Genomic DNA, 16,740 nt, shown 5'->3' on the forward strand with positions numbered 1-16,740 from the left:
TGTATTTTTGTCATATTCCATATATAACAAACAATTAAAATTTTTTTACCAAAAGGGATGAATAAATTGATTAACACATTATCATACTTGATTAAAAACAATATTATAGATGAATATAAAATTATATCAGGAAAAAATAATTTTAATGATTTTATAACAGGTATTTTTCATAATAACATTCCTTCGGAAAAATGGGTTGACGGTGGATTATTTGTATTAGATTTAGATAACTTTTCTATGAAAAATCAGGAGTTAAGAAACTTAATTGAAAAGTTATCTAAAAAAAGCATGAATATGATAATTTATAACAGTAAACATTATATTAAAGCTTTTAATATTCTAAATGAATTTACAGAAATAGGAGTTGAATTTAATTTTCCAATAGTATATGTAATTCCAAATGTGAAAATATCTGATTTTATATATTTTTTAGCAGCTAAAGTTAATGAAAATCATTTTAAAAATTATAGAGACATGCATAAAATATATAGTACATTTTCCCATCTGGGCTTAAAAAGCAAAGGTATTGATGCTATTATCAACTACTTTAAGAAAATAGTAGGAAACCCTGTAGCAGTATATGATGTTGACTATAAATGTATTGCAACAACGGATTCCCCCTTCAACACTTTTTTTGAAGTTAACAGCACTTCTACAAGAGAAGACTTAAATTATCTCTATTATATAACTCAGAAAATAAATATCGAAATTGAAAATGTACAATACAAAGATGTTAAGGAAATATTATTCCCAATAACCATTGGAGATAAGACAGAAGGATATTTGTGCGTATTTGAATTAAAGCATACTCTAAGAACTAATGATTATTTTATTTTAGAAATTGCTGCAACTGCCACATTGCTGGAAATGAAAAAAAGGATTGAACGCAAAACTATCGAAGAAAAATTTATAAACAATTTAATTTATGATTTAATAAATAATAAAATAGACAGACATGGTTTAATTTTTGAACGTGCAAGGTTAATTGGACTAAATACTGATAATACGTATATAGTAATAATATTTGAACTTATAAATAGCCTTAATTATGATTTAAATAATGAAAAAACCAGTCTTGAACAAAAGCATGATAAAATTTACACTCAGCTGTCAAAAAGTATTCATAATGTTAACTCTTATAGTGTAGTCGGCCGGCTTAGCAATTCCATAATAGCACTATGGCCTTTACATAAAAGGTATACGGATAATACCCTTCTAACCATTAAAAAAGCTTGCAAATCCATACAGAAAGATATTGTCAAAAAATTTATGGAAACTTCTATGATAGTTGGAATAGGCAGTCCAGCTGAAAACCTGAAATTAATATACAAAAGTTACAAGGAAGCAAAAGATGCAATTTCACTTGGTGTTACAATTTATGGAAAGGATTCCATTATTGAATTTAAAGATTTAGGAGTTCTAAGATTACTCAGTAAAATTGAAGACAAAAATTCCCTCATTGAAACTATACCTGAAGAAATAATAAACTTAAAACACCATGATAAAATCCATAACTCACAGCTTTTTAAAACCCTGGAAATTTATTTGCAATGTAATTGTAATGCTTCTAAAGCTGCACAGAAACTGTTTATACACTATAAAACCATATTATATCGTCTCGAAAAAATAAATAAAATATGTAAAATTGATCTTGAAAATTATTATGATAGATTAAATATTGAAATAGGAATCAAAATATTAAAGCTATTGGAAAATGAAGAGTCGCTTAATATTGAATAATTGACCTACTACCACTATTGACAATAAACTATCTAAAAAAATAGAAAAACCTATCCAGATACGTATCATTGCTTACCATCCAGTATTCTGAAAAATTTATGTGTCAGCAGTGGTAGCCTTAGAATAAAAAATCTAAATATTTCTAATATCTTCTTTTTGAATATCAATTATTTCTGCATCAGTATTACATTCTGTAAAATTTATAATATTCTCCATTATAGAATCCATTTGTGCCGAACTTCCGCATATACCTGCAATACCTATAACTATCATTTGATGAATATCTTGTTTATCCACTTCAGCTACCGATATGTTAAACTTGTTTTTTAATTTTTGAATTATACTTTTCACAACCATTCTCTTCTCTTTCAATGAATGTACCCATATTGCTCTCAGGGTAATCTTCATAAGAAGTACTTTCATATATTTTCATTCCCCTTCTCTTGAAAATCAAATCTATATTATATATTTTGAATCATTATATCAAAACAAATCCTTCTTATCAATTAAGTCCTGTAACAAAAAACATAAGCCTGAATAATATATATTAGAACCTGACAGAATTAACATTCACTAAATTATATTTTTGTTAGATAAAAAGGAGGATAACATTATTCATGAATGATATATATGAATCAACACAAAAAAATGACGTTTATACAGATAATAATCCTGATGGATTAGCTTGTACTCAAGATGCTGCTGGATCCTGTGCAGCTGTTACAGCTAAAACTGAAGGTATGTGTGATCAAGTTTATGTAAAACCTAATGTAATTCCATATGGAGATGCATTTGTTAAAATTCCAGTTATACTAGCAGAGACAAATATAACGATTCCAGTTGAAGCTACCATCACATTAGACAACGAAGCCATAGAAATAAAACGTATTAAGAAGAATGTATATTTAACTCAATGCCGCCTTATCCCATTCTCCCATGACAAGAAGTCTGGTACTGGTATATTATATATATCTGGTTTTGTGAGAAAAAATATTGAATATGCAACAGAAAGGTGTATAAGCAATGACAGAAAAAATATATGTGGAGATATAAGGCACTGTACAGTTAAAGTACCTTTTAATTGTACTACTAGAGTTAATTTCCTTAGGGAACCTTTCTTCTGTAATAATCCTAATTCACAAGAATTACAATACTTTACAGATAATCTTAGAAGCTGCGATGTTTGTGCAGATCCTGTAATTGGACGTGATCCTTGCGATCAAAGTTTCACTAATACAGAAATATTTAATGAGAAACCTTTCTGTGAATTAGTAAAGACATGTATTACTGAAGTTGATATTCATAAATATCCAACTCCAATAAATAATAAGTTCTATGAAGATCCTACGGAGCAAGAATTCCGTAAATTCACTGAAAAGATAGTAATAGATTTGACTTTAAAAGTATTACAAAAACAACAAGTAAGAATTAATTCACTGGGATTGCCTAAAAATGCACCTGAAAAGCCATCTGAAAAATATGCTATTTCTGCTCCTAAATGTCCTGTATACGAACCGTCTGACTCAAATGATCCATGGCCTAAAGAAAAAGATTGTTAAGGCTAGAAACTTAATAATATTATCGTTCTTTTAATGTCAACTAATTTATATACTGAAGATCCAAAGCTTGCTTAAGAGAGGTTTTGGATCTGTTTTTAAGACAGGATAAATATTGGTACATACCTAATTGCTCTTCTATTTATTGTATTACTCAATTTACTATACCACTTAATTTTATAAAAAATATTATTAATCCAAAAGTATCTATAGCTAAATCAATTTATAAATAATTATATCTTTCAAGTACTTCAATTTACAATATTTTTAAGGAGCGGATAAATTATGGGGAGAACATACCATTCAAGACAATATAATAAAGATCATCCTGAAAAAGATTATGATGATAGGCATAATGAAAGACATCATAAAAGACACCATGACGAAGAACATGGTAAAAAAACACATGATGATGAACATATCAGAAAACATAATGAGAAACACCATAAAAGACACCATGATGATGAACATGGTAAAAAAACACATCATGATGAACATATCAGAAAACATAATGAGAAACACCATAAAAGACACCATGACAAAAAATATGTTGAAAGAGAACTTGATGATACACATAATAGAAGATATGATAAAACCCGCTGCAAAGGGCATCGTCATCATTCAAAAAAACATTATTATAAAGAACTTTTAACACCTGAACATTATAAAATTGTAGAGTATAGTGATCCATATAAAAATTATTGTGATGCTCAAAACCAACAATATATAAATTATAATATTTCACAAAATAGGGACTATGCTTACTTGAAAAATGCTGATATAGAAAATGGCAGTCTAAAAAGTGCTGATGTAGAAAACATTCTCCCAGAAAGTAATATTTCAGAAAGTTATGATTCAGAAAACACCGTCTTAGAAAACAGTGCTTTGGAAATTGCTGATTCAGAAAATACCGTCTTAGAAAACAATACTTTGGAAATTGCTGATTCAGAAAACACCGTCTTAGAAAACAATACTTTGGAAATTGCCGATTCAGAAAACACCGTCTTAGAAAACAATACTTTGGAAATTGCCGATTCAGAAAACACCGTCTTAGAAAACAGTGCTTTGGAAATTGCTGATTCAGAAAACACCGTTTTAGAAAACAATACTTTGGAAATTGCCGATTCAGAAGATACCGTCTTAGAAAGTAATACTTTGGAAGATACTAATCCAGAAAACATTACCATTGAAAACCATAAAACAACTGTTATCTCGGAAACATTGCCGATTTGTGAAAACATTCCTCATACTTCCCAAGTTACTAAGGGACCTGTAATAATAAAAGCTCCAGTAGTAATAACAGAATGTAAAGTAATCATTAATATTGAATCTTCCCTTAAACTGGAGGATTCTATACTAGAAATTAAAGATATCAAAAAAAATGTATATTTAAACCAATGTAAACTTATTCCCGACTGTGAAAGTCACAAGCCTGATACCGGAATATTATTTATAAATGGTTTTATTAGGAAAAATATTGAATACACTACAAAGGAATATGTGGATGAGATAAGATTAAAAGGTAAATTAAAACATGCTGCAGTTAAAGTACCTTTTAAGTGTACTACTAGAGTCACATTCAAAACTCCCCCTAAACTTGTATCTTCTGTCTCTCAAGATAAAGTGGATATGTCAGAAAACAACATTAAAACTTGTGATTCCTGCAAAGAATATCTGCTGGGCTCAGATATTCATGAACAAAATTTTAGATCAACTGAGTTATTTAATGAAGAAGTATTCTGTGAACTAATAAATTCAGAAATTACTGAAACCGACATTCTTGAAAACCCAGAAAATGAGAATTGTAAATTATCTTTAGATCAGGGATTCCATATCATAACTGAAAAAGTAGTATTGCTTTTGACAATAAAACTACTGCAAAATCAGGATGTGGAAATTTTGAAATAAGGCAATTTAGTTAATAGCCGTAAGAGTTAATGGATTAAGACACAACTTATGGCTATATTATTGCCTAATTTTTAATTAAGAAAGAATTGTGTGCAATCATAATTAAAGTTAATAAAGTATTTTACAAATAGTAAAAGCCCTAGTTCCCAATAGAAGGTAATTAAGGCTTTTACTTAACAATATCTTTTAGATCTAATTTCTATAAATATGCCACATGGCATTGTTTGTTCCTCTAGCAAATACATCCGTTCTGTTTGGTCCCCAGGATACCGCAGCTGGTTCAGAAGTTATGTTTCCACCTATACCCTGCCAATTACTCCATCTGGCTCCATTCCATGACATTGTAATCAATTGGTTATTTGATCCTCTTGCAAACACCTCGAGTCTATTTGCTCTTCTCGAAGAAGCTGCGGGACCTGAAGTCAATCTCCCTCTGAGATCCTCCCATGAACTCCATCTGGATCCATTCCACCATAGATGATATAATCGATTACCTTGTCCACGCACAAATACATCAATTCTATTATTACCCCACGACACGGCAGCAGGTGCTGAAGTCAATGTACCTCCAAGGCTTTCCCAGTCACTCCACCTGGATCCGTTCCACCATTTATGCCAAAGAGCATTATCTGTACCTCTTACAAAAGTATCCAGCCTGTTAGGTGCCCAGGATGAAACGGCAGGTGCTGAAGTCAATGTACCCCCCAGGCTTTCCCAGCCACTCCAGCGAGAACCATTCCAGAATATATGCCACATGGCATTATCTGTACCTCTTACAAATACGTCAATTCTATTATTACCCCATGATACAGCAGCAGGTGCTGAAGTCAATGTACCTCCCAGACTTTGCCAGTCACTCCACCTGGATCCATTCCACCATTTATGCCAAAGAGCATTATCTGTGCCTCTTACAAAAGTATCCAGCCTGTTAGGTGCCCAGGATGAAACAGCAGGTGCTGAAGTCAAATTCCCTCCCAGATCCTCCCACCTGCTCCATCTGCTAGTTAAAATTGGAGGAACGACCATATTTCTATAATCTTCTTCATAAAAGGATCTTAAGTCTTCAGAATCATTATAATATCCAGGATTATAAAAGTTCCTCATCCTTTTATTTAAAAAAGGACAAACAGCTTCACCAGAGCAATAGGGGCAACGGAAAAATTCATTATTATACATTAGGAACCTCCTTGTATTCTTGTTCCTGCTTAAATAATTACCAATTATATTGTATGGGTAAAATTAGAAAATGTTACAAAAATAGCGTTCTTAATTTAAAATATAAATTCTGCTTTAACTTAAAACATTAATTCAACAATTTTCAGAGAAACATTTAAGGAAGGACATCTCTGCCCTTCCTTAATCCATTTACAATATATCTTCACATAGATAACTCCACATAAACAATAAAAAACAATTTATTATTTAAAATACTCCTGGCCTAATAAATCAGCTGTCAATATGGCATCATACAGTTGATTCGGGGTCACGTCACCTGCCAGATGATGAATTGTTTCACCAGGCACACACGCTTTTTTTGCAGCTATATGGACTCTTTCCTCATCCATTACACCAACCTCTTTTAAGGTGATTGGAAGGCCTACACTATAACAAAAATCCATAACTTCTTTTATTTCTTCCCTAGGAGCACTTTCCAGAATAAGCTGCACAATGGTACCAAATGCAACTAAAGAACCATGCATACTCTTCTCACACTCTTTCAATGCTGTAAATCCATTATATACAGAATGAGCAACTGCCAATCCACCATTGTCAGCACCTACTCCGCTTAAATATACATTGGCTTCGATTACAGCTTCCAAAGCCGGTGTTATCAAATGCTTTTCACAAGATAATTTTGCCTGGTAACCAGATTTGAGCAAAGTCTTATAACATAGCTGGCATAGAGCCATAGCCGACAATGCTATACCTCCATTTTCCAGACTTGGTGAATCAGTTCTGATGCAGGCTCTAGCCTCAAAATATGTGCCCAGTGCATCGCCCATTCCTGCTACAAGAAACTTTACAGGAGCATTTGCAATAACTTCACTGTCTACGATTACAGCTTCTGGATTTTTCGGATAAAATAAGTATTTGTCAAAGGTACCATCATCATTATATATAACCGAAAGTCCAGTACAAGGTGCATCAGTGGCTGTAACTGTAGGAACAATGGTCACAGGACATTTCTCATAATAAGCAGTTGCCTTGGCAGTATCAATGGCAGATCCTCCTCCAATACCTACAATCACTTTAATTTGTTCTTTTCTTACAATTTCCCTCATTTTTTCAATTTCTCCATTAGAACTGATACCTTTAAATATTTCAAAATGCAGCTTGCAGTCCGTTTTTTCAAAACTCTTTTCGATTTTTGCATGGGAATTCTTATATCCGCTTCTACTGCAGATAAATAAATATGATGATCCTAAATCCTTGGTTTCTTCATAAAAATTCAGCAATGCCCCTTTACCTTGTATATACTTTAATGGAGCCCTTAACAATTTTAATATTGCCATAAATAAAACATCCTTTCCTCAGTATCTATGAGTGTAGTATTCCCTACTCTTCCCTTTAATTTTTCCAGAACAATCCCTCCCAATAATATTTAAATAAAGATACTAGCAATAGAACTGCATTCGTAAGCAATTACATTGATGTCCATACTTTTTTCTCTATAAATTTAATTTAGCAAAAATCATGCCAGGAATAAAAGAATATTATATGCCAATTTTGACCTGTAAAATAATTTAATTAAAAGATTATATTAAATACTTTTCTCATAGATGGAAAAATCATTTCCCATTTTTGTACTAGTTGGAATTTTCGCTATTAATAGAATATTCAATTATTAATTATGTTTACAATACTTTTCTTTATATACTCAGATACTAGGAAATCCGTTACAATATCATCTTTGGGGAAATAATCTATTTTTTTTGCTTCATCTATCTTAAAAGTTTTACACACATCTTTATTCCTTTTTTCTCTTAAAGAAATGAATTTCATATTAAATACATTTTTATATTTTCCCAAAATGGAATTTAAAATAACCAGCTTTTGAACTTCATTTGTTCCTTCATATATTGTGAACATTTTAGAACCATGATATACTAACATTCTGCATGAAAACTTCTTACATAAACTTCACAAACAACAATAAGGCTTAAACCTTCCTGTTACTGTTTAAGCCTTATTATTTTTTATATTATCTAAATTTTCCTCTATGCTGCCAACTCGGCCATTTTCTTTTTCTCTAAATGTTTATTCATAAGAACCATTATGACCGGGCACAAAAATGCACTTATAATACAAGATGCTGCTATTTGCGCCGTGGCTGCCCCCAATATGGGAGCTAAGGATTTGTCCACAGCAGCTATAGCTACCGGAGTCCCTACGGAGTTGCCTCCTGTAGAACCATTGGCAAAAGCTGCAATAGGTCTCTTTTCTCCAATTGCCTTAAGGGCAAAATACCCTCCAAAGCCTGTTAATACAGCTGTTAGCACTCCCAATAATACTCCTGGCAATCCTGCTTTTACTATACTTGTTAAATTCATTCCTGCTCCCAGTGGAAAAGCAAAGAAAGGTATAAGTAATTTTTGTCCGGAAGCCAGAAATTTACGAATTTCTTCATCCAAACTTCCCAAAATCATTCCCAAAACTATAGGAGCCAAAACAGCCAGGAAAGCTGTAATCGGTACAGCAACCAAACCTGAAGCACCCAAAACTAACATAGTAAAGAATGGTCCATTATTTAATGAAAGTACAGCCACAGCACCTACATCGCTTTCATCTCCATACTGTTCTGTCAGCGCCACAAAAAGCCCGCTGTTTGTATTGGTCATTGCAGCTATAATTGCCAGTGGTGTCAATCCCCAGATTCCAGCAGCTCCAAATATCTTTCCTACAGCTAATCCTATAATTGTACCAATTCCACATTTGGCTACTGTTAGAACAGCACCTTTTTTAAAGGATTTCGGCGCCACTTTCAAGCTCATTTGAGAACCCATGCAAAACATAAACACTCCTAAAATTGGCAGAGATCCCTGTTTAAACATTGCAGTGGTAAATCCACCGATGGTCAACAGCTGCGGGAAAAACGTATTAATGACCGCCCCCAGCAATAGAGGTATTACCATTATTCCTCCTGGTACTTTATCAATTGTTTTTTTTATTTGCATATATCACCTTATATAATGAATATAATATATATTCATTATACCCTTTCCCTTATCAATAATAATTTAACGTCGTTAATATATATTTGGTTTAGAATGTTGATATAAGTTTCAATATGCCAAATTCTCTGTGATTAAGTGATTCTGCTCTGGTTTTTCTGCCATTTATTACCTGAAGCATTTCAGCAAAAATATCTTCCCCTACCTGTTTAACAGTTTTGGATCCTTCAATTATAGTTCCTGCATTTATATCCATATTATCACGCATATTTTTAAATGTTTCCGGATTACCCGTTACTTTTATTACCGGTGCAATAGGATTTCCAGTAGGAGTTCCCCTCCCTGTAGTAAATACAACCAGCTGGGCACCGCCGCTTACCATGCCGGTCATAGATTCAATGTCCTGTCCTGGCGTATCCATAACATATAATCCTTTACTTTTTGGTGCTTCTGCATAATTCAATACTCCCTTTATGGGCGCAGTTCCACCTTTATATATACACCCTAAAGATTTTTCCTCTATTGTTGTCAAGCCACCTTGAATATTACCCGGAGTAGGCTGTCCACCTCTCATGTCAACTCCCATTGTATTGGCTTTCTTCTCACAATTAGAAACTATTTCCAATATCTTGTTTCCTATTTCCTTGTTGACAGCTCTCTTGGCCAGTATATGTTCAGCTCCTATGAATTCTGTAGTTTCTGAAAATATGGATGTACCATTTAGTGAAACCAATTTATCTGATGCATATCCCACTGCGGGGTTTGCAGCAAGCCCTGATGTAGTATCAGATCCACCACATTCAATTGCCAGAGTTATTTCTGATATATCTATTTCCTCTTTTTTAATCTCAGCTGCTTCTCTGGCCATGGCAGCTGCAATTCTAGTACCTTTTGTAACTGTGTTTATGGTTCCGCCGCATTCTTGTATTATTAAATAGTCAACTTTTTTACCTGTAGATGCTATATCTTTTGCAACTTCTTTTGTTGGAACTCCTTCACATCCCAGCCCAACTACAAGCACTGCTGCTACATTAGGATTTTTCCCCAGTGATTTCAATGTGGCTATTGTAAGATCCATATCGGCACCAACTTGACAGCATCCATGCTGATTTGGTATTGCTATGGCACCATTTACATGACTTGCAATTCCTGCTGCAACCTCACTGGCACAAACTGATGCAGGAAGTATTAATATGTGATTTCTTATACCTACTTGTCCATTTTCTCTTCTGTATCCATAAAGTTTCATTATTTAGACACCTCCAAGTCTCCACGTCCTCTTTCACTTACAACATTATGCACATGAACATAATCTCCAGACTTTATATCTTGAGTAGCTTGTCCTATAGACTCCTTATACTTTATTATTTCTCCACCCTTGGATATATCCTTTACAGCAAACTTATGGCCGAAGGGAATATCTTCATTGAGTACTATCTGAATTTCTTTGCCAAATACATCAATTAATACCTTTTCACCTTTTTTTAAATTTTTTACTGCAGTAGCTACATTATCATTTTCATTTGCTATAACCGCAAATTTTAGCATGTGTATTCCTCCCTCTATAATTTTTTCATTTATACTATGTAGCAAGTATCATGCCAAATTTATTTACTACACAATAGGTATATATAACAATCATCAGTTTCATAGTGGAACAAAATTACGTTTCAAAAATGAACGATGATGCATTATGCATCATCGTTCATTTTCCTCCACAAAGTTGTTCTGCTGATCTTTAATATTTTTGACGCCTTACCTACACTGCCATCACAATAATCCATGACCTGTTTTATGTATTCATCTTCAACCTGCCTTAAATTTTTAAACTTTATCTTATTTGAACCGATGTCTTTTTTATTTTTTATATCCTCTCTTTCAGTTTCCTCTAATAATTGCACATCCTCTAACCTCAATGCATTACCATTGCAAAGAACTACTGCTCTTTCTATAATACCCTGAAGTTCTCTGACGTTTCCCTTATAATAATAACTATTTAAGTAATCTCCAGCCTCATCTGATATGTGTTCAATCTTTTTATTGTATTTTACAGAGTATTTATTTATAAAAAATTTTGAAAGCTCAATTATATCCTCATTTCTATCATTCAATTCAGGTACCAAAAATGAAAGTATATTAATTCTGTAATATAAATCTTCTCTAAATTTCCCCACACTTACCATATCCTTTAATTTTTTATTTGTAGCAGATATTATTCTGACATCTATAGGTATTAACTTGTCGTCCCCTATTCTCATAACCTGTTTTTCCTGAATAACCCTGAGCAATCTGGTCTGCACATCAAGTGGCATTTCCCCTATTTCATCTAAAAATATTGTACCTCTATGAGCGAGTTCAAACACACCTGCCTTACCACCTTTTGCCGCACTTGTAAATGCTCCTTCCACATATCCAAAAAGTTCGCTTTCTATGAGATTCTCCGGCAGGGCTGCACAATTTATAGCTACAAAAGGCATATCTTTTCTATTACTGCTGTTATGAATACTTTGGGCAAATAGTTCTTTTCCAACTCCCGATTTACCTAAAATCAAAACCGGAGAATCATAGTGGCTATATATTTCAGCTTTTTTAATACATTCTTTCATTTTACCGCTTCTATATATTATGTCCTTAAAATTGTACTTAGCTGTAAAACCTTTTTTCTGGAGTTTAATTCTTATTTTCTGCTCTAACTCCTGTAATTTAGTAATATCCTGAAATGTTGCCACTACTCCATTTATCTTATTATCCACAATAAAGGGCACCCTGTTAGTTGCTATTCTGCAATTATTCACATTTTGAATTTCCCCCAATTGCACACATCCTGTTTTTAATACTTCATCCAATTTCGTATTTTTGACTACATCTTCAATTCTTTTTCCAATTGCCTCTTCTTTTGAAATATCAAATATTCTCTCAGCTGTAGAATTGAATATAGTAATTTTTTCTTCATTATCTACAGATATTATTCCATCATGGACAAAATCCATTATAGTTTTAAACCTTTCTGCTTTTTGTTTTTCAAGTTGTATGCCCTTGAATATTCTTCTGGATTCTCTCATTGCATCTATAATGGATTCTCTTCCGGATTCTATTATATAATTTTTACAATTTAACTTATTGGCCGCATAGGTGCCTACAGTGTCACCTACAAATATGCTTATACCCTCATCAACATATGGCTTTAATAATTCTTCAGATTTTTTTTCATCATGGATTTCAATCTTAACTATATCCAGATCTAAAAGATCCCCTATTATTTCACACCTGTATATTATATTTTTATATCCAGCCGCACCAATTTTACCTTTATAATTAAATAAATCCCTGAACCCTCTTAAAATATCAAATGAGCTTATGCTGAGTTCAACTACGGGTATATCTACAACATCCTTTATCATAGTGTATGTTCCACCCCTGGATATAATTACACTTGCCCCATCTTGTACTGCCTTTTTAGCGGCAATTACCCCTGCACTTAATCCACCAACTACAATTTCTATATTATTATATTCTTTTATTTTAATCACTTGCTCCGCCAAATCAGCTAAATTTTTAAATGGAGCTATAAATGCTATATCTTTCATCATTATCTCCTTCAGTAAAATTATAAAATACTATTTTATAATTAATTATCCTGTTTTATACCTAAACTTGCAATGTAAAATTTTACTTCTTAGTATATTCAAGCTGCAGGCTGCTATACAGTTTTTTCATAATTATTTTTTATCCAGGATATTTTTGATTGTTTTTGCACTGTACCCTGTAATTATAATGGAAGGTGAAAACAGATATTACATATCTCACAATAAGTATAAATTAATTATTGACAGTTTAAAATATTTTTTACTCAATTTTAAATACTGATAAACCTTTTCTGAAAATAAAAAACTATATGGCAATTAGGTGTAATATGTAATGATTATGATAATATTAAAGATAAATAAATTTTTTTATTTATAATAAAAGAATTTATGAAATTATTAATTTATAGTTGGGGGCTGATTTATTTGGATAAACGATTATCTTTGTCGTCGTACATAGTAGTTGGATCTATGTTGTTCGGACTGTTTTTTGGGGCAGGAAATTTGATATTTCCAGTACATATGGGGCAGGAGGCAGGTGCACACGTATCTGCTGCAACAATTGGATTTCTCATAACAGCTATTGGTCTTCCCTTTTTAGGTGTTGTTGCCATTGGTGTTTCTAGAAGTACAGGTCTATTCGATCTGGCAAGCAGGGTTCATCCTTTTTATGGTTATGCAATGACACTGCTGCTCTATTTGACAATCGGACCATTCTTTGCATTACCTAGAACTGGAACAGTTTCTTATGAAATTGGACTTGCTCCTTTTATTCCAGGTCAATATGGTAAATTGGGGCTTGCTCTGTTTACCGCTGTTTTTTTTCTTGCAGCACTGTTTTTTTCCTTAAAGCCAAGTGAAATTCTCACCTGGGTGGGAAAAGTTCTAAATCCGCTTTTTTTAATATTTCTTGCTATTTTAATAATAACAAGTATTGCTCATCCTATGGGAACTGCATCTAGTGCAAAAATTGTTGATGCCTATACCAATACTCCTTTTTTTAAAGGATTTTCGGAAGGTTATAATACTATGGATGCACTAGCTTCCCTGGCTTTTGGAATTATAGTTGTAAGAACATTAAGAGACCTTGGAGTCACAAGTGCCAAAGGAATTGCAGTAGGAACTATTAAATCAGGTGCAGTAACTATTTTACTCATGGGGCTGATTTATGGATGTTTAGCTTATGTAGGCGCTACAAGCGTGGGGAAATTCCCTGTTTCTGAAAATGGAGGAATCGCACTGGCTCAAGTAGCCAGATATTATTTCAACTCCTGGGGCAGCATTTTGCTTGCATTAATCGTAACAGTAGCCTGCTTAAAAACTGCAATTGGCCTTATAACTGCTTGTTCTGAAACATTTTATGGATTGTTTCCAAGGAGTTTTAGCTACAGAGGTTATGTAATTATTTTTACACTTATAGCTTGTCTCGTGGCTAACGTTGGATTGACTCAGATAATTCTACTTTCAATTCCCGTTTTAATGTTCTTGTATCCATTGGCCATTGCATTAATTATACTTGGTTTACTGTCCCAGTTTTTCAAAAACCGTCAGTGTGTATACGTACTTACTACCTTGTTTACTCTTTTTGTAAGCGTAGCCGATTGCCTGAATGCTCTGCCATCTGCAGTTAAATCGCTGCCTTTTGTACAAAATATCTTGAAATTCTATGGAAATTACGTACCATTTTTCAGCCTGGGTATGGGATGGGTTGTGCCTATGTTTACAGGCCTTATTCTTGGACTTGTTATCTGCTTTTTCACAAGATCAAGGACAAGCCTCATTTAGATTTTTATTTTAAAATTATAACAAAAAAGAGCTGTGCATAATTAATTCTTTATTTAATTATGCAGCAACTCCTTTATATCAATTTCTACAGATCTTTTTCTTTTAAAATTCTATTAAGAACAGGCACAATTTCGTACAAATCACCCACAATACCATAATCCGCATTTGAAAATATAGGTGCATTTTCATCAATATTAATGGCAGTTATGATCTTTGCATCACGGATGCCGCCCAGATGCTGAATCTGACCGGATATTCCTATAGCCATATAAAAGGATCCCTTGAATTTCTGTCCGGATATTCCTACAAACCTGTTCAGCGGCAGCCATTCCCTTTCTTCAGCAAAAGGTCTTGAACAGCCAAGTTGTGCTCCCATATTTTGGGCCAGCTCCTGTATTATAGGCAGATCATCTTTGGAAGCCAGTCCAAGTCCTATACTGCACACTCTATCCGCCTCTCCAATATTATCACCCAGGGGTACAGCTGACTTGCCTTCAATTTTCATGTTTTCACTGTGAAGATAACTTAAAAATTTGCGTACTTTTTCTTCTGCAGTTCCCTCTTTTATAATAACTCTCCTGCGATTTCCCGTTATTGCCTTTGATGCTGATTTTTTTACTGCTGTATCAGCAGTACTGCCGGCAGTATTTTCTGAAGGAGCTTTTTTAGGTTTTCCTAAAATGAAATTAGAAATAACCAGCTTTTGGATTTCATTTGTGCCCTCATATATTGTACATATTTTAGCATCACGATACATACGTTCCACGGCAAATCCCTTGATATATCCGGAACCTCCATAAATTTGCACTGCCTCATTGACAACTTCCAGACAAATATCAGAAGCATACAGCTTTGCCATGGCAGATTCAGTTCCATAGGACTCATGCTCCTCTTTCAATACAGCTGCACTGTATACCATGAATCTTGCTGCACGAATTTTAGTAGCCATATCAGCAAGTTTAAATGCAATAGATTGCTGTCTGGAAATGGGCTTGCCAAATTGAATCCTTTCCTTAGCGTAATTCAGTGCTTTTTCATAAGCTCCCTGGGCAATTCCAAGTGCCTGTGCAGCAATGCCGATACGCCCACCTTCCAAAGTCATCATGGCAATTTTAAAACCTTCCCCTTCTTTGCCAAGGAGGTTTTCCTTAGGTACTTTCACATCATGAAAGAGCAGCTCAGCTGTAGCAGAGGAACGAATACCCATTTTATTATAGTGTGTGCCAAAGGTGAATCCTTTCCATCCCTTCTCCACAATAAAAGCACTTATACCTTTGGTTCCAATTCCCGGCGTTGTGACTGCAAATATTACATAAGTATCGGCATAACCTGCATTTGTAATGAACACCTTAGCACCATTGAGGATATAATAATCACCATCTAGAACGGCAGTAGTCTCTGTTCCCCCAGCATCACTGCCAGCATTTTCTTCTGTCAAACCAAATGCACCAATTTTCTTTCCGGAAGCTAGTGGAGTGAGGTATTTTTCTTTTTGATTTTCTGTTCCGAATTCCATAATGGGCCATGATGCCAATGATACATGTGCCGATAAGATAACACCTACCCCTGCATCTACCCGGGACAATTCTTCCACTGCAATGATATAGCTCAATACATCTTTGGCAGCTCCTCCATATTTTAATGGATATGGAATCCCCATAAAGGATGATTGCCCCATTTCCCTTACGATTTCTTCCGGAAACATATTTTTTTCATCTAATTGAAATGCTATGGGCTCAATTTTTGTTTCAGCAAATTTTCGAACAGCATTTTTAATGGCTTCCTGCTCCCCAGTCAATTTAAAATTCATAAAACCATCTCCCATCGTAATATAATTTTTTATAAAATACATAAAGAACTAACAAATGTGTAAACAAAAAATTTCAGCTGCATAATAGCATAATTTTCTATTTATAAATAATTATACAATATCTTATTATTTATACAAATCACTTAAAATAAAAATAAAATCCCTGATAAAAAACAAGCAGCTTA

At 33.5% G+C, this 16,740-nt stretch carries 13 protein-coding genes; 4 read left to right on the forward strand and 9 right to left on the reverse strand.

Going from position 1 to position 16,740, the window contains the following annotated elements:
- Positions 1-66: 66 nt before the first annotated feature.
- Positions 67-1,740 carry a PucR family transcriptional regulator gene (locus ACYUJ6_RS08895; protein ID WP_461842445.1) on the forward strand — a complete coding sequence of 558 codons (1,674 nt, stop codon included), beginning with the start codon at positions 67-69 and terminating at the stop codon, positions 1,738-1,740.
- 132 nt (positions 1,741-1,872) lie between these two features.
- On the opposite strand, the gene ACYUJ6_RS08900 is transcribed toward ACYUJ6_RS08895, so the two are convergent.
- Positions 1,873-2,163 carry a DUF503 domain-containing protein gene (locus tag ACYUJ6_RS08900; RefSeq protein ID WP_461842446.1) on the reverse strand — a complete coding sequence of 97 codons (291 nt, stop codon included), beginning with the start codon at positions 2,161-2,163 and terminating at the stop codon, positions 1,873-1,875.
- A 194-nt stretch (positions 2,164-2,357) separates the two neighbouring features.
- Between ACYUJ6_RS08900 and ACYUJ6_RS08905 the strand changes: the two genes are divergently transcribed.
- Together ACYUJ6_RS08905 and ACYUJ6_RS08910 are read left to right on the forward strand one after the other, a co-directional pair.
- Complete coding sequence (locus ACYUJ6_RS08905) at positions 2,358-3,299, forward strand: CsxC family protein (protein WP_461842447.1); 942 nt, start codon at positions 2,358-2,360, stop codon at positions 3,297-3,299.
- A 282-nt stretch (positions 3,300-3,581) separates the two neighbouring features.
- Positions 3,582-5,204, forward strand: a complete 1,623-nt coding sequence (locus ACYUJ6_RS08910; protein WP_461842448.1) for a CsxC family protein — start codon at positions 3,582-3,584, stop codon at positions 5,202-5,204.
- Between the two features lie 192 nt (positions 5,205-5,396).
- On the opposite strand, the gene ACYUJ6_RS08915 is transcribed toward ACYUJ6_RS08910, so the two are convergent.
- The 7 genes from ACYUJ6_RS08915 to ACYUJ6_RS08945 form a co-directional block, all read right to left on the reverse strand.
- Positions 5,397-6,380 carry a PLL family lectin gene (locus tag ACYUJ6_RS08915; protein WP_461842449.1) on the reverse strand — a complete coding sequence of 328 codons (984 nt, stop codon included), beginning with the start codon at positions 6,378-6,380 and terminating at the stop codon, positions 5,397-5,399.
- A gap of 242 nt (positions 6,381-6,622) precedes the next feature.
- Entirely contained in the window at positions 6,623-7,717 is a 1,095-nt protein-coding gene (locus tag ACYUJ6_RS08920) for a glycerol dehydrogenase (RefSeq protein ID WP_461842450.1), read from the reverse strand.
- Between the two features lie 325 nt (positions 7,718-8,042).
- Positions 8,043-8,318: a hypothetical protein gene (locus ACYUJ6_RS08925; protein ID WP_461842451.1), complete on the reverse strand. Its 276-nt coding sequence runs from the start codon at positions 8,316-8,318 to the stop codon at positions 8,043-8,045.
- Between the two features lie 104 nt (positions 8,319-8,422).
- Positions 8,423-9,379, reverse strand: a complete 957-nt coding sequence (locus ACYUJ6_RS08930) for a 2-keto-3-deoxygluconate permease (protein WP_461842452.1) — start codon at positions 9,377-9,379, stop codon at positions 8,423-8,425.
- Between the two features lie 88 nt (positions 9,380-9,467).
- Positions 9,468-10,625: a UxaA family hydrolase gene (locus ACYUJ6_RS08935; RefSeq protein ID WP_461842453.1), complete on the reverse strand. Its 1,158-nt coding sequence runs from the start codon at positions 10,623-10,625 to the stop codon at positions 9,468-9,470.
- Positions 10,625-10,924: a UxaA family hydrolase gene (locus tag ACYUJ6_RS08940; protein ID WP_461842454.1), complete on the reverse strand. Its 300-nt coding sequence runs from the start codon at positions 10,922-10,924 to the stop codon at positions 10,625-10,627. Before ACYUJ6_RS08940 ends, ACYUJ6_RS08935 begins: the two co-directional genes overlap by 1 nt.
- A 143-nt stretch (positions 10,925-11,067) precedes the next feature.
- On the reverse strand, positions 11,068-12,963 hold the full coding sequence (locus ACYUJ6_RS08945; protein ID WP_461842455.1) for a sigma 54-interacting transcriptional regulator: 1,896 nt from the start codon (positions 12,961-12,963) through the stop codon (positions 11,068-11,070).
- A gap of 423 nt (positions 12,964-13,386) precedes the next feature.
- On the opposite strand from ACYUJ6_RS08945, the gene brnQ reads away from it, so the two are divergent.
- Complete coding sequence (gene brnQ, locus ACYUJ6_RS08950; RefSeq protein WP_461842456.1) at positions 13,387-14,745, forward strand: branched-chain amino acid transport system II carrier protein; 1,359 nt, start codon at positions 13,387-13,389, stop codon at positions 14,743-14,745.
- An 85-nt stretch (positions 14,746-14,830) separates the two neighbouring features.
- Here brnQ and ACYUJ6_RS08955 read toward each other — a convergent pair whose 3' ends face one another.
- On the reverse strand, positions 14,831-16,555 hold the full coding sequence (locus ACYUJ6_RS08955) for an acyl-CoA dehydrogenase family protein (protein ID WP_461842457.1): 1,725 nt from the start codon (positions 16,553-16,555) through the stop codon (positions 14,831-14,833).
- Between the last annotated feature and the right edge of the window lie 185 nt (positions 16,556-16,740).

The organism is Clostridium sp. JNZ X4-2, assembly GCF_054889485.1.